This is a genomic window from Janthinobacterium sp. BHSEK (assembly GCF_056174685.1).
In genome coordinates, this window is sequence record NZ_JBWBYV010000014.1 from 91,750 (window position 1) to 105,418 (window position 13,669).

The 13,669-nt window shown below is 63.0% G+C and carries 13 protein-coding genes; 4 read left to right on the forward strand and 9 right to left on the reverse strand.

The window, feature by feature from the left end; all coding sequences use genetic code 11:
* The first annotated feature begins 26 nt into the window (after positions 1-26).
* Positions 27-1,427, forward strand: a complete 1,401-nt coding sequence (atpD, locus tag AC0V2Y_RS06950) for a F0F1 ATP synthase subunit beta (RefSeq protein WP_034752705.1) — start codon at positions 27-29, stop codon at positions 1,425-1,427.
* 62 nt (positions 1,428-1,489) lie between these two features.
* Complete coding sequence (locus tag AC0V2Y_RS06955) at positions 1,490-1,909, forward strand: F0F1 ATP synthase subunit epsilon (protein WP_065307860.1); 420 nt, start codon at positions 1,490-1,492, stop codon at positions 1,907-1,909.
* Positions 1,910-1,983: 74 nt separating this feature from the next.
* Here AC0V2Y_RS06955 and rsgA read toward each other — a convergent pair whose 3' ends face one another.
* The 7 genes from rsgA to AC0V2Y_RS06990 form a co-directional block, all read right to left on the reverse strand.
* Positions 1,984-3,048, reverse strand: coding sequence for a ribosome small subunit-dependent GTPase A (rsgA, locus tag AC0V2Y_RS06960; RefSeq protein ID WP_475415778.1), 1,065 nt, complete (start codon positions 3,046-3,048; stop codon positions 1,984-1,986).
* 274 nt (positions 3,049-3,322) lie between these two features.
* Positions 3,323-3,877 (reverse strand): hypothetical protein, encoded by a 555-nt coding sequence (locus tag AC0V2Y_RS06965; RefSeq protein ID WP_070218932.1) that lies wholly within the window; start codon positions 3,875-3,877, stop codon positions 3,323-3,325.
* A 69-nt stretch (positions 3,878-3,946) separates the two neighbouring features.
* Positions 3,947-4,312 (reverse strand): adenosylmethionine decarboxylase, encoded by a 366-nt coding sequence (gene speD / locus AC0V2Y_RS06970; protein WP_475415777.1) that lies wholly within the window; start codon positions 4,310-4,312, stop codon positions 3,947-3,949.
* Positions 4,313-4,314: 2 nt separating this feature from the next.
* Positions 4,315-4,485 (reverse strand): hypothetical protein, encoded by a 171-nt coding sequence (locus AC0V2Y_RS06975; protein WP_475415776.1) that lies wholly within the window; start codon positions 4,483-4,485, stop codon positions 4,315-4,317.
* Positions 4,482-5,945 carry a DUF4178 domain-containing protein gene (locus AC0V2Y_RS06980; RefSeq protein WP_475415775.1) on the reverse strand — a complete coding sequence of 488 codons (1,464 nt, stop codon included), beginning with the start codon at positions 5,943-5,945 and terminating at the stop codon, positions 4,482-4,484. Before AC0V2Y_RS06980 ends, AC0V2Y_RS06975 begins: the two co-directional genes overlap by 4 nt.
* Before the next feature lie 20 nt (positions 5,946-5,965).
* Positions 5,966-7,006 (reverse strand): SPFH domain-containing protein, encoded by a 1,041-nt coding sequence (locus AC0V2Y_RS06985; RefSeq protein ID WP_436498156.1) that lies wholly within the window; start codon positions 7,004-7,006, stop codon positions 5,966-5,968.
* A 31-nt stretch (positions 7,007-7,037) separates the two neighbouring features.
* The gene (locus tag AC0V2Y_RS06990; protein WP_070288892.1) at positions 7,038-7,424 is read right to left on the reverse strand and encodes a DUF350 domain-containing protein; all 387 of its coding nucleotides are present in this window, start codon (positions 7,422-7,424) and stop codon (positions 7,038-7,040) included.
* Positions 7,425-7,484: 60 nt separating this feature from the next.
* Between AC0V2Y_RS06990 and AC0V2Y_RS06995 the strand changes: the two genes are divergently transcribed.
* Both AC0V2Y_RS06995 and AC0V2Y_RS07000 read left to right on the forward strand, forming a co-directional pair.
* The gene (locus AC0V2Y_RS06995; protein WP_475415774.1) at positions 7,485-8,996 is read left to right on the forward strand and encodes a polyamine aminopropyltransferase; all 1,512 of its coding nucleotides are present in this window, start codon (positions 7,485-7,487) and stop codon (positions 8,994-8,996) included.
* The gene (locus AC0V2Y_RS07000) at positions 8,996-10,630 is read left to right on the forward strand and encodes an NAD(P)-binding protein (RefSeq protein WP_475415773.1); all 1,635 of its coding nucleotides are present in this window, start codon (positions 8,996-8,998) and stop codon (positions 10,628-10,630) included. The genes AC0V2Y_RS06995 and AC0V2Y_RS07000 overlap by 1 nt, the downstream gene beginning before the upstream one ends.
* 182 nt (positions 10,631-10,812) lie before the next feature.
* Here the strand turns inward: AC0V2Y_RS07000 and mmsB are convergent, their stop codons facing one another.
* Together mmsB and mmsA are read right to left on the reverse strand one after the other, a co-directional pair.
* A complete protein-coding gene (gene mmsB, locus AC0V2Y_RS07005) occupies positions 10,813-12,030 on the reverse strand; it encodes a multiple monosaccharide ABC transporter permease (RefSeq protein ID WP_475415772.1) in 1,218 nt (405 codons plus the stop codon).
* Positions 12,020-13,561: a multiple monosaccharide ABC transporter ATP-binding protein gene (gene mmsA, locus AC0V2Y_RS07010; protein ID WP_475415771.1), complete on the reverse strand. Its 1,542-nt coding sequence runs from the start codon at positions 13,559-13,561 to the stop codon at positions 12,020-12,022. The genes mmsB and mmsA overlap by 11 nt, the downstream gene beginning before the upstream one ends.
* Between the last annotated feature and the right edge of the window lie 108 nt (positions 13,562-13,669).

The following is a 13,669-nucleotide window of genomic DNA, read 5'->3' on the forward strand; positions in this document are numbered from 1 at the left end:
AATTTAACTATATTGAAGGAACGAACATGGCTGATGGCAAAATCGTTCAGTGTATCGGCGCTGTGGTGGACGTTGAGTTTCCCCGCAACGCGATGCCTAAGGTATTTGATGCCTTGAAGATGGCAGGCTCGGAACTGACCCTGGAAGTACAACAGCAGTTGGGCGACGGCATTGTCCGTACCATTGCACTCGGCTCGTCCGATGGCCTGCGTCGCGGCATGATGATTCAAAATACCGGCAAACCTATCATGGTGCCAGTCGGTAAAGCAACCCTGGGTCGCATCATGGACGTGCTGGGCAACCCGATCGACGAATGCGGCCCCGTGTCGCACGAGCAGATCGCGTCGATCCACCGCACCGCTCCTGCATACGACGAACTGTCGCCATCGCAAGAACTGCTGGAAACCGGCATCAAGGTGATCGATCTGGTGTGCCCGTTTGCAAAAGGCGGTAAAGTTGGTCTGTTCGGCGGCGCTGGCGTAGGCAAGACCGTGAACATGATGGAACTGATTAACAACATCGCCAAGGCGCACAGCGGCGTGTCCGTGTTCGCCGGTGTGGGTGAGCGTACCCGTGAAGGTAACGACTTCTACCACGAGATGGCTGACGCGAAAGTGGTCGATCTGGAAAATCCAGAGAACTCCAAGGTCGCGATGGTCTACGGTCAGATGAATGAACCGCCAGGTAACCGTCTGCGCGTCGCGCTGACCGGCCTGACGATCGCTGAATCGTTCCGTGATGAAGGCAAGGACGTTCTGTTCTTCGTCGACAACATCTACCGCTTCACGCTGGCCGGTACCGAAGTGTCGGCACTGCTGGGCCGTATGCCGTCGGCTGTGGGTTACCAACCGACCCTGGCGGAAGAAATGGGCCGTCTGCAAGAGCGTATCACGTCGACCAAGACCGGTTCGATCACCTCGATCCAGGCCGTCTACGTTCCAGCCGATGATTACACCGATCCGTCGCCTGCTACCACGTTTGCTCACTTGGATTCGACCGTTGCGCTGTCGCGTGACATCGCTTCCCTGGGTATCTACCCAGCCGTGGACCCGCTGGATTCGACCTCGCGTCAGCTCGATCCGTTGATCGTTGGTCAAGAGCACTATGACACCGCGCGTGCCGTGCAAACGACCCTGCAACGCTACAAGGAATTGCGCGACATTATCGCGATTCTGGGTATGGACGAGCTGGCACCGGAAGACAAACTGCTGGTTGCCCGTGCACGTAAGATGCAGCGTTTCCTGTCGCAGCCTTTCCACGTCGCTGAAGTCTTTACCGGCGCGCCTGGTAAATACGTTTCGCTCAAAGACACGATCAAGGGCTTCAAAATGATCGCTTCGGGCGAACTCGATCACCTGCCGGAACAAGCGTTCTACATGGTCGGCACGATCGAAGAAGCAATCGAAAAAGCCAAGAAACTTAACTAAGTTAAGTCTGGGCCTAACCCCGCCCCTTACACGGCGGGGTTCTTCAACCCGATAGGACACACATGGCACACACAATTCACGTTGACGTGGTTTCCGCTGAAGAACTGATTTTTTCAGGCGAAGCAGAATTCGTCGCGTTGCCGGGTGAACAGGGCGAGCTGGGTATCTACCCACGCCACACGCCTTTGATTACCCGCATCCGTCCGGGCGCGGTCCGCATCAAGGTAGTCGGCCAGGCTGAAGAAGAGTTCGTCTTCGTTGCCGGCGGCTTGCTGGAAGTGCAACCGGATACCGTGACCGTCCTGGCCGATACCGCGATCCGCGGTCACGACCTCGACGAAGCGAAAGCGCTGGAAGCGAAGAAGTTGGCGGAAGAAAATATCCACAACAAGGATTCGGGCATCGACTACGCGCAAGCGCAAGCCGAGCTGGCCAGCGCGATTGCGCAGCTGGCAGCGATCCAGAAGCTGCGCAAGCATTAATTTGCGCGCATGCAGTAATACAAAAGGCAGCCTGCGGGCTGCCTTTTTTTTCAGCAAACGGATGTCAGTAAAAACTAGCGGCGCTTGTCCTTCCCCCTTTCCAGCCCCGCTTTCAAGACCGTCTTCCACTTGGCGCGCGCGGCAATGCGCTCGAGCGGCGTCTCCTCGCTGCGGCGGGCGTCGCGCAGCAGCTTGTGATAGTTGCGCAGGCGGTCCGCATCGACGGCGCCACGGACCTGGCAACCGGGTTCGCTGGCATGCTGGCAATCGCGGAACTGGCACGTCGCTGCCAGCGCCGCGATGTCGTCAAAGGTGGCGGCCAGGGTCTGCGCATCGGCATCGGCGCGCCAGCTGCGCAAGCCCGGCGTGTCGATGATGCAGGCGCCATCCGCACACAGGTGCAGCGAGCGGGCCGTCGTCGTATGCCGGCCGCGGCCGTCGCCATGGCGCACGCCATTGGTCGCTTGATCCGCCGCGCACAAGGTATTGGTCAGGCTGGACTTGCCCGCGCCCGATGAGCCGAGCAGCACCAGGGTCTGGCCGGCACCCAGCCAGGGTTCCAGGATGGCCACGTCATACGCATGGCGCGTATCGATGGCAAACAACGGTACGTGGGGCGGCAGACGCTGTTTCAGCAGCGCCAGCTTGCGCGCCACATCGTCGGCCACGTCGGCCTTGCTCAGCACCACCACGGGGCTGACCTGGGCCGCCAGCACGATGGCCAGATAACGCTCCAGGCGGCGCGGATTGAAATCCCCATCGAGTCCCATCACCAGCAGGGCCGTGTCGACATTGCTGGCCAGCACCAGGCGCCGGCCGTCATTGCCGCGCCGCGCGATCTGCGTGACCGGGGATAAGTGCGCCGTTATCCACAGCGTGCCGTGACCATCGGGTTCGGCGGCGACCCAGTCGCCGACCGCGAGGATGGTGTCGTGTTCCAGCAGCGCGTGCAGCAGGCGCGGCAGGATCTGCGCCGGCTGTTCCAGGCTGCCGTCGTGCACGAGCAGGCTGTCGCGGTGGACGGCGCAAACGCGCATCAGCTGCGTGGCGGGGGAAGATAAGTCGAGTTGGGTGGCTGCGCCGGCGATGGCCTGCTGCAGCCCGATAAGGCGTAGTTGCGCAAAATCGAATGCGATCATGGTAGCGTTATTCCAGATTCTGTCGTCCGCGTGCGGACGTGTAGCCTGCGCGTGCAGGCACCGCCAGTCGCAATGACTGGCACGAAAGAAGGGAAGTCGGCTACGCGATCACGCGTATGGGGAATGGCGGGCTAAAAAGGCTTAGCTGGGGAAACAGTGATCAGGCAGCCGACAGCACGGCAGTATCCGAATGGCGCATGTTGTCTACTCCTGTTGTGTGATGGAAAACGCCAGTGTGCCAGCGGCACGCGCCGCCGTCAATGGACGGTGTGGCTCAGCTGCACATGCCGTATGCCTGGCGTTCGGGGAAATAACGGTACGTAAACGTGCGCACCGGATAGCGCTTGCCGCCGACGAGCATGTCGGGCATGGACAGATCAAAGCGCTGCGGCAGCTGGCGCGGCAGTTGCAGACGCAGGCGCCACTGGGTTTCCTTGCTGTTGCCGACGGCGGCAAACATGATGGGCAGCTGCTCGATGACGTCGACGATCTCCGCCTTCTGGTTCATGCCGCGCTGGTAAATGGTGAGTATCTTGGCTTCCGCGAAAGGCGGCTTTTTCGGTTCTTCCAGCAGGAAGGACAGGCGCGTAAAACTGGCTTGCGTGCCGACGGGCAAGGTAAAGATCAGCGCCAGCTCCGTGCCGCCTTCCTTCAAGGTGACGGGCGGCGTGGCGTAGATGCTGATACCGCGCGGCAGTTCGAAACGCGAGCCATCCGTCCACGTCTTGCACTCGGGCGTGGTGGCCTGATACAGGCTGGGCGCCGTGTAGTCATCGCAGGCGGAAACCAGCAGCAGCAGGGGCAGGGCAAGGAGGGCGGAACGGCGCATGGGAGTCACGGTTGGGGGATCAGCCGACAGTGTAAGCGATCCCCGCGCGATCCACCAGCGACGCCAGGTCTACCCGGGCGGGGCACGGCGCACGGACTGCAGCTGGCAATGCGCCGGTTGCAGCGCCGCCTGGATGATGTCCAGCGCCAACTGCGGCCGGGCCGCGCCGCACATGAAGATGTCGACGGCGGCAAAGCCGCATTCCGGCCAGGTGTGGATGGAGATGTGCGACTCGGCCAGCAGCAGCACGCCCGTGACGCCCTGGCCGGGGCCAAAGCTGTGGAAATGGCCGTGCAGTACCTGCGCCCCGGCGGCCAGCGCCGCCGCGCGCAGCAGGCCTTCGAGCGCGGCGCAATCGCGCAGGCGCTCCGGCGCGATGCCCGGCAGGTCGGCCAGCAGATGGGTGCCCAGGGGCAGATGCGGTGTGGACGCCATGCTTATTTGTGGCTGCCGCCGCTGGAGCCGCCGCCATAGCTGCCGCCGCCGCCGCCCGTGCGCGAACTCCAGCTGCTGCCACTGCCGCTGCCGGCCACCTTGAACATGCGCACCCAGTTGGCGGCCGTGACGGAAAACGTCACCATCAGGGCATAGATCACGTATTTACTCATGGGGGATTCTTTGCATTCTTGTCGAGGAAAACGGCGGGCAGGAACAGCGCCAGGCAGCCCAGCAAACTCCACATCAAGGTGCTGGAGAACGAGACGAACATGGGGATCGCGTTCAAGACCAGCACGATGACCATGAAGACCTTGGCGATGCCGCGGTGGCTCAGCTGGATATTCTGCGCCTTGGCGCCGCCATGGAAGGCGGCGCCGAACCAGGCGGCCATCTGGTCATAGGCGACGGGCACGGAGCGCGACCAGGTCATCTCCTCGCCCGTGAGCTCCGCCGCCAGCTTGGTCTGTCCCTGTTCGAATTCAAACACGCGCGTGCTGTCGCCGACGGCCACCTTCCAGTTGAAGGCGCCCGCTGCGTACACGACCTGCGAGCCGTAGTCATACAGTTTGCGGTAGGTGGCGCCATCGAGCGTGCAGCTGGCGGCGTCCAGCGAGGCCCAGTTGGGCCAGTTCGGCAGCACGTTCGAGCGCGACCAGCCCTCGTCCGTTTCCACCAGCCAGAAGAAGCCGGCGCGCGCGTTGTACAGCAGGTATTCGTTCCACTCGCTGCCTTCGTCGTCGGCGCGGCGCATCATGCCGATCACCGTGAAATCCACATTGCTGATCTTCGCACTGGCGCCCAGTTCCAGCGTGATGTCGGCGTTCTCGTGCACCTGCTTGCCGATGGCCAGCACCTGCGCTTCCGGGCCGCTGGCGTCGAGCTGCGCGTGGCAGGCGGGACACACCAGCTGCGCCGCCGCACCCGGCACATATTGAATGCCGCTGCCGCAGGAGGGGCAGTCGAGCGCATCGAGCTTGCCGCGGTACTTGCCGGCGCTCCTGGCGATGGCCTCGTCGTCGCGCAGCAGTTGGCACTTCAAACTGTCCAGGGTGACGGCGACGCCCTGGTAGACGACCGGTTGCGGGCCATCCGTGTAGTCGAGCGTGACGAAGCTGGCGTAGTTGCGGAAGTCCGCCACCTGGATGCGCCAGCCGGCGCCCACCTTGAAGGGCAGCTCGCCCTGGCCGGCGATGCATTCGGCATTGCGGATCTCGGCCGCCGTGTAGGGCTCGCCGCAGATCGTGTAGCGCCTGCCCGGCGCCAGCTCGCCAAAGGCGGGCAGGGCATCCTGCGTGCCGCGCTCGCGCGTCAGCGTGTACAGGCCGGACGAGTCGCCCAGCCACGCCGTGCTGGCGTCGTCGAACAGCAGATACCACTCGTTCCACGTGCCGGCGCTGTAGCGCTGCTGGATGCGCCCGACGACGGTGAAGTGCACGCCGTCGTGCACGCCGGCCGTGCCGATCTGGATCGGTGTATAGTCTTCCAGGACGGCCGACATCTTGCCCAGGTCCCTGACGGCATCGGCGTCCTTGAGGATGGTGCTGTGGCAGTACTCGCACACGGCGAGCACGGAAGCATGCGAGCGGAAATGCACTTCCGCGCCGCAGCTGGGACAGGAAACAGTTTGCATGCAGTCGTATTTCGCCCTAATCAGCCGATCAGTTTTTTCAGCAGTTCAGCCTTGGCGCCATCGTAGTCGGCGGGCGAAATGAGTCCCTTGTCCAATAAACCCTTGAGTTTCTCCAGGCGCGCCTCGACCGGTTCTTCCGCGGGTGCGGGTGGCGCCGCCGGAGCGGGTGCCGGGGCGGGCTGCTGCAGCGCACCGCCCATGCTTTGCGCCATCACCTGGCCGATCGACAGCCCGGCGCCGAGACCGGCGCCGATGCCGGCCATGCCGCCCTCGTTCTGCGCCGCCAGCGGGATCGCGTTGGCCACCTGGAATTTGGTGTAGCCGCTCATCTTGTCGGCACCCAGGCCGCCCTTCATGCCGGCGGAGATGCGCTCGTCGAGCGCCGCCTGCAATTCCTCGGGCAGGCTGATGCTGGCCACGTTGAATTCATCGAGGCCCACGCCGTAGCGGGCAAACGCCTGCGCCAGGCCATCCTTGACTTCCTGCGCCATCAGCGCCTGGTTGGCCGCCATGTCGAGGAAGGGGACATTCGCGCCGCCCAGCGAGCTGGCCATGCTCGACATCAGAATGCCGCGCAACTGATCTTCCACCTCGTCGCGCGTATAGACTTCGCGCGTGCCGCTGATCTCGGTGAAGAAGGTGCGGGCGTCGGCGATGCGGTACGAATACATGCCGAAGGCGCGCACGCGGATCATGTCGAAATCCTTGTCGCGGATGGTGATCGGCTGCGGCGTGCCCCACTTGCGGCCGGTCTGCACGCGCGTGCTGAAGTAATACACGTCCGACTTGAAGGGCGAGTCGAACAGCTTGTCCCAGTTTTTCAGGTTGGTCAGCAACGGTAACGTCTGCGTCGTCAGCTTGTGCGTGCCGGGACCGAAGACGTCGGCGATCTTGCCTTCATTGACGAAGACGGCGACCTGCGATTCGCGCACATTCAGGATGGCGCCGTTCTGGATCTCGAAATCCTGCATGGGGAAGCGCCAGGCCAGCACGCCTTCCGTCTCTTCGTTCCACTGCAGTACGTCGATAAACTGCTTCTTGATAAAGCTGCCGAGGCTCATGATGGATATCCTTGAATAAGATAAAGCGGTGTCAGGAAATGCAGGCGGCGTTGATGGCGCCGATCGACAGCGAAATGGCGCCCAGCAGGCCGCCGAAGGCGCTGTTGTTCGATTCGATCTGGTCCTTCGACATGCGCAGCAGGCGCGTGGTGACCACATAGGCGAGCAATTGCACCACCATGGCGCCGAAGGCCCAGGCGAAGAATTGCTGGTAGTCGGCCGTGTGCATCAGGGATGAGGCGATAGTGGCGGAAAAGCCCAGCAATGCGCCGCCCAGCGACAGGGCCGCCGCCTGGTTGCCCTGGCGGATCAGCAGCACTTCGTTATACGGCGTGACGCGCGTGTAGATGATAAAAAAGGCAATTAGCAGCGCGGCGGCCAGTATAAGATGGATCAGATAGTTTAGGATGGCGGGCACGGCTTTCCTCGCAATGAGTATTTGATAACGTCAACGCATATTAGAACAAAAAAAAGTCCAATGAACAAAAAGATTCTGATTTTGTCCGTCTTCGTGGTCGCCTCCTGCGGCCTCGCGTATGAACTGATCGCTGGCGCCATGTCCAGCTACCTGCTCGGCGACTCCATCCTGCAGTTTTCCACCATCATCGGCTGCTACCTGTTTGCCATGGGGGTGGGCGCTCACTTTTCCAAGTATGTGCGGGACGACGACGTGCTCTCGCGCTTCGTCGACATCGAGCTGGCCGTGGGCCTGATCGGCGGCCTGTCGGCCGCCATCCTGTTCATGACGTTTTCGTGGATGGCCGCGCCGTTTCGCACCTTATTGTATGTGATGGTGTTCCTGATCGGCGCACTGGTCGGCATGGAAGTGCCGCTGGTGATGCGCGCCCTGAACTCGCGCCAGACGGAGTTTTCCGAGCTGGTCAGCCGCGTGCTCACCTTCGATTACCTGGGTGCGCTGGCCGTCTCCCTGCTGTTTCCGCTGGTGCTGTCGCCCTACCTGGGCCTGGTGCGTACGGGATTTTTGTTCGGCATGCTCAACGTGGGCGTGGGCCTGTGGACGATTTACGTGTTCCGCGCGGAGCTGAAGAACCTCACGGGGCGCTTCCTGCGCGCCTGCGTCGTGATGCTGGTGCTGGTCGCCGGCTTTGCCATGTCCGACCGCATGGTGGCCTGGGGCGAGCACGGCCTGTTCGGCGACCAGATCGTGTATTCCACCACCACGCCCTACCAGCGCCTGGTGATCACGCGCTGGAAGGACGATACGCGGCTGTACATCAACGGCAATCTGCAGTTTTCCTCGCGCGACGAATACCGCTACCACGAGGCGCTGGTGCACCCCGTGCTCGAAGCAATGCCGTGGGCGCGCCGCGTGCTGGTGCTGGGCGGCGGCGATGGCCTGGCGCTACGCGAAATCCTGCGTTATCCACAGATCGAGCACGTCACCGTGGTCGACCTCGATCCCGCCATGACGGCCGCGTTTACCACGCGCCCGGAACTGGCAAAGTTAAATAACAACTCGTTCTCGGACAAGCGCGTCACCGTTGTCAATGCCGATGCCGCCGTCTGGCTGCGCAACAACGGCGACATGTTCGACGCGGCCATCGTCGATTTCCCCGATCCGTCCAGCTTCGCGCTCGGCAAACTGTACTCGGTGCCGTTCTACGACCTGGTGAAAAAGCATCTGGCGGCCAAGGGACTGATGGTGGTGCAATCGACGTCGCCGTTCTTTGCCCCGCACGCCTACTGGACCATCAATTCGACCCTGCGCGAAGTGGGCATGCGCACCTGGCCCTACCACGCCTACGTGCCCTCGTTCGGCGAATGGGGTTTTATCCTTGCCTCGCCCCAGCTCGACTACGCACCGCCGACGCAATACCGCCTGCCCATGCGCTACCTGAATGCGGACACCACGCGCGAGATGTTCATCTTCCCGCCCGACATGCAGCCGCTGCCCATGGCGCCGAACCGCTTGAATACCCAGTCGCTCGTGCATGAATTCGAGCAGGACTGGAACCGGGTGATCCGCTGATGCAGCGCCGCTCCTTCATGCTGTGGGCCGCGGGTGGCACCGCGGCGGCGGCCGCCGGCATCGGCAGCATCGCCGCGTATCTGCGCTGGCAGGAAATCACGCCGACCGTGCTGTATCCGGGCCGTAGCGAGGGGCATTATTTGCGCAAGCTGCTGCGCGAGGGCACGGCGCTGCCGCCGCCTACACGCACCTTGACGACCGACGTGGCCATCCTCGGCTCCGGCATCGCGGGCCTGACGGCCGCCTGGCGGCTGAACAAGCTGGGGCACAGGGACTTTCTCATGATCGATGGCCCGCAGCCGTATGGCAACGCGGCCGGCGGCCATTTCGGCGACCTGGCCTATCCGACCGGCGGCCACTATCTGCCATTGCCTTCGCCCGAATCGACCCATGTGCGAGAGATTTTGTTCGACCTGGGCATCATCGAGCGCGACCCGCAGGCGGAAAAGCCATATTACGACGAGCGCTACATCCTGCACGCGCCGGAAGAGCGATTGCTGTTCAACGGCCACTGGCAGGACGGCTTCATTCCCACCGAAGGCGTGCCGCCTGCGGAACTGGCGCAGCATGAGCGCTTCTTTGCCGAGGTGCGGCGCCTGCGCCAGGCGCATGGCAACGATGGCAAGCGCGTCTTCGTCTTTCCTACCGTGGAGTCGTCGCAAGATCCGGCCTGGCAGGCGCTCGACACCATCACCTTGAAGCAGTGGATGGAGCGCGAAGGCTATACCTCGCCCACCCTGCACTGGTATCTGAACTACTGCTGCCGTGACGATTACGGCACGCGCTACGACCAGGTCTCGGCCTGGGCCGGCCTGCATTACTACTGCAGCCGCTGGGGCCAGGCGGCCAACGCGGGCAATGGCGCCTGGCTGACCTGGCCGGGCGGCATGCAACCGGTCGCCACGGCCATGGAACAGGCGTCCAAGGTCCGGCGCCACGCGGGCACGGTGGTTTCCCTCACGACGACGGCCAACGGCGTGGAAGCGCTGTGCCTGGAACTGGTCGACGGGCAGCCGCGCACCTACCTGGTCAAGGCGCGCAAGGCCATCTGCGCCATGCCGCTGTACGTGGCATCGCGCGTGGTGAAGAACATCGCCGACTATGGCTTCGATGCGAAACGCGATACGCCCGCGTATGCGCCGTGGCTGGTGGCGAATTTTCTACTTAAACGCTTTCCCGACGAACTGCCGCATGCGCCCCTGTGCTGGGACAACGTGGTGTACCAGGAACCGGGCCTCGGCTATGTCGTCTCGACCCACCAGGACATCCGCGTGCGTCCTCCCGAGAAGACCGTCTTCAGCGCCTACGTGGCCCTGTCCGACCGCACGCCGCAGCAAGCGCGCAAGTGGCTCGACACGGCCAGCCCCGAAGAACTGCTGGCGCTGGCCAGCGTCGATTTAAAGACGGCGTATGGACGCGATTTTGCCAGCTGCGTCGAGCGCGTCGACATCACCGTGCGCGGTCACGCCATGGCGGCGCCCTTGCCGGGATTTCGCAGCAACGCGGGCTTGAAGGCCTTGCGCGAGCACGACGGCGCCATCCTGTTCGCGCATGCGGATTTATCGGGCTTTTCCGTGTTCGAGGAGGCGGCGTGGTGGGGGGATCGCGCGGCGCGATTGGCCGCCAACGTCTGACATAAGCTACTGCGCGTCGCAATTTGCGGCCTGCGATGCTCACTGCCTCGGCGGCCCCATGCTAAAGCACAGCTGCGCTTCTCAGCCACAACTTGCTGCCGCTCGCTACGCTTTTGTCCGACGTTATATGTAAAAAGGGCCGGCGCGAACGCCGGCCAGAGCCCCCTAAGGCTCGAACCGGTCTACTTGTTTTTGTTGATCACGTCGATGAACACGGCCGCCAGCAGTACCAGGCCCTTGATCACCTGCTGGTAGTCGATGCCGATGCCCATGATGGACATGCCGTTGTTCATCACGCCCATGATGAAGGCGCCGATGACGGCTCCCATCACCTTGCCCACGCCGCCCGAGGCGGAGGCGCCGCCGATGAAGCAGGCGGCGATCACGTCCAGCTCGAAACCCGTGCCCGCCTTCGGCGTGGCCGTGTTCAGGCGCGCGGCGAAGATCAGGCCGGCCAGCGCGGCCAGCATGCCCATGTTGACGAAGGTGTAGAAGCTGACCCGTTCCGTCTTGATGCCGGACAGGCGCGCCGCCTTTTCATTGCCGCCCACGGCGTACACGCGGCGGCCCAGCACGGTGCGGTTGGTGATGAAGGTGTAGGCGACGATGAGCAGCGACATCACGGCCAGCACGTTGGGGAAACCGCGGTACGACGCCAGCAGGTAGCTGAAATACACCATCACGGCAGCGAACACGCCGTTTTTCAACAGGAAGAAGGCGCGCGGCTCGTTTTCCATGCCGTGTTTCAGTTGCTTGGCGCGGCTGCGCAGCGAGGTGACGATCAGCGCCGCGGCGGCGATCACGCCCAGCAGCAGCGACAGGCCGCGCAGGTTGTCGCCGCCGAACGGGTCGGGCAGGAAGCCCGAGCTGAGCATCTGGAAGCCTTCCGGGAAGGGACCGACCGACTGGCCTGCCAGCAGTGCCAGCGTCAGGCCCTTGAAGACCAGCATGCCGGCCAGGGTGACGATGAAGGATGGGATTTTAAAGAAGGCGACGAAATAGCCTTGCGCGCCGCCGATGACGGCGCCGGCCAGCAGGCAGAGGATGCTGGCGGCGACAAAGTTCATCTCGTAGTTGACGATCAGGACGGCGGCCAGCGCGCCGACGAAGCCCACCACCGAGCCGACGGACAAATCGATATGGCCGGCCACGATGACCATCAGCATGCCCAGTGCCATGATGACGATGTAGCTGTTTTGCAGCACCAGGTTCGTCAGGTTCAGCGGCTGCATCAGGGTGCCGTCCGTCATGTACTGGAAAAAGCCCATGATGACGATCAGGGAGAGCAGCATGCCGTAGTCGCGCATATTGTTCTTCAAAAAGCCGGCATAGCTTTTCGCTTGCGGCGCGGTGCCGGGGGTGGTGCCTGCCGCCGCTCCCGCTGTCAGTTTATTGTCCATTGTTTTCTCCGTGTGTAACGATCGCGCGCATGATGCGCTCCTGCGATGCTTCTGCCGCGCTCAGTTCTGCCGCGAAGCGGCCTTCGTTCATGACATAGATCCGGTCGCACATGCCCAGCAGTTCCGGCATTTCCGAGGAAATCATGATGATGCATTTGCCTTCGGCGGCCAGCTCGCTGATGATGCTGTAGATCTCGTACTTGGCGCCCACGTCGATGCCGCGGCTCGGTTCATCGAGGATCAGCACGTCGGGGCGCGAAAACAGCCACTTCGCCAGCACCACCTTCTGCTGGTTGCCGCCGGACAGGTTGACCACCTTCTGCGCCACGCTCGAGCAACGGGTCTTGAGCTTGCGGCGGAACTCCTCGGCCACGCTGAACTCACGCTGCTCGTCGATCACCATGTGCCGCGAAATCGCGTCCAGGTTGGCCAGGCTGGTGTTCTTCTGGATGTCTTCCTCGAGGATCAGGCCCAGGCCCTTGCGGTCTTCCGTGACATACGCGAGGCCGTGGGCGATCGCCTTGCCGATGGTGCTGACGTCGATCTCCTGGCCATGCTTGAGCACCGTGCCGCTGATGCGCTGGCCGTAGGCGCGGCCGAACAGGCTCATCGCCAGTTCCGTGCGCCCGGAACCCATCAGGCCGGCGATGCCGATGATCTCGCCCTTTTTCGCGTGCAGATTGATGCCCTTGATGACGGGGCGGTCGGCATGCTCGGGATGGAAGACGCGCCAGTCGCGCACTTCGAAAATGGTCTCGCCGATGGTGGGCGTGCGCGGCGGATAACGGTCGGCCATCTCGCGACCGACCATTTTTTCGATGATGCGGTCTTCGCTGACGGGCTCCGTGCGGCAGTCGAAACTGTCGACCGTGTTGCCGTCGCGCAGCACCGTGATGGCATCGGCGACCCGCGAGATTTCATTGAGCTTGTGCGAAATCAGGATCGAGGCGATGCCCTGGGCTTTCAGGCCCAGCAGCAGGTCGAGCAGGGCCGCGCTGTCGCTTTCATTCAGGCTGGCCGTCGGCTCGTCGAGGATCAGCAGCTTGACGTCCTTGCACAGCGCCTTGGCGATCTCGATCAGCTGCTGCTTGCCCACGCCCAGGTTGGTGATCAGGGTGTCGGGGGACTCCTTCAGGCCGACTTTGTGCAGCAGTTCGCGCGTCTTCGCTTGCGCGTATTCCCAGTCGATGACGCCCATGCGGGCCGGCTCGTTGCCGAGGAAGATATTCTCGGCGATCGACAACTGGGGCACCAGCGCCAGTTCCTGGTGGATGATGATGATGCCGATTTCCTCGCTGTCCTTGATGCCGCGGAAGTGCCGCGTCTGGCCCAGGTAATCGATGTCGCCCGTATAGCTGCCATGGCCGTAGACGCCGCTCAGCACTTTCATCAGGGTCGATTTGCCGGCGCCGTTCTCGCCGACGATGGCGTGGATCTCGCCGCTGCGTACCCGCAGGTTGACATTGTCGAGCGCAACGACGCCCGGGAATGTTTTGCGTATCCCGCGCATTTCCAGGATAGTGTTCGTCATATAACCTCTCTGGCACGGCCGCGCTGGTGGGCAGCGGTCGTGCGGCAGTCTTGTTCTTGATCGTGCGTGAAGCGAAAGGCCCGGCAGTGCCGGGCCTTCAGTACCTTG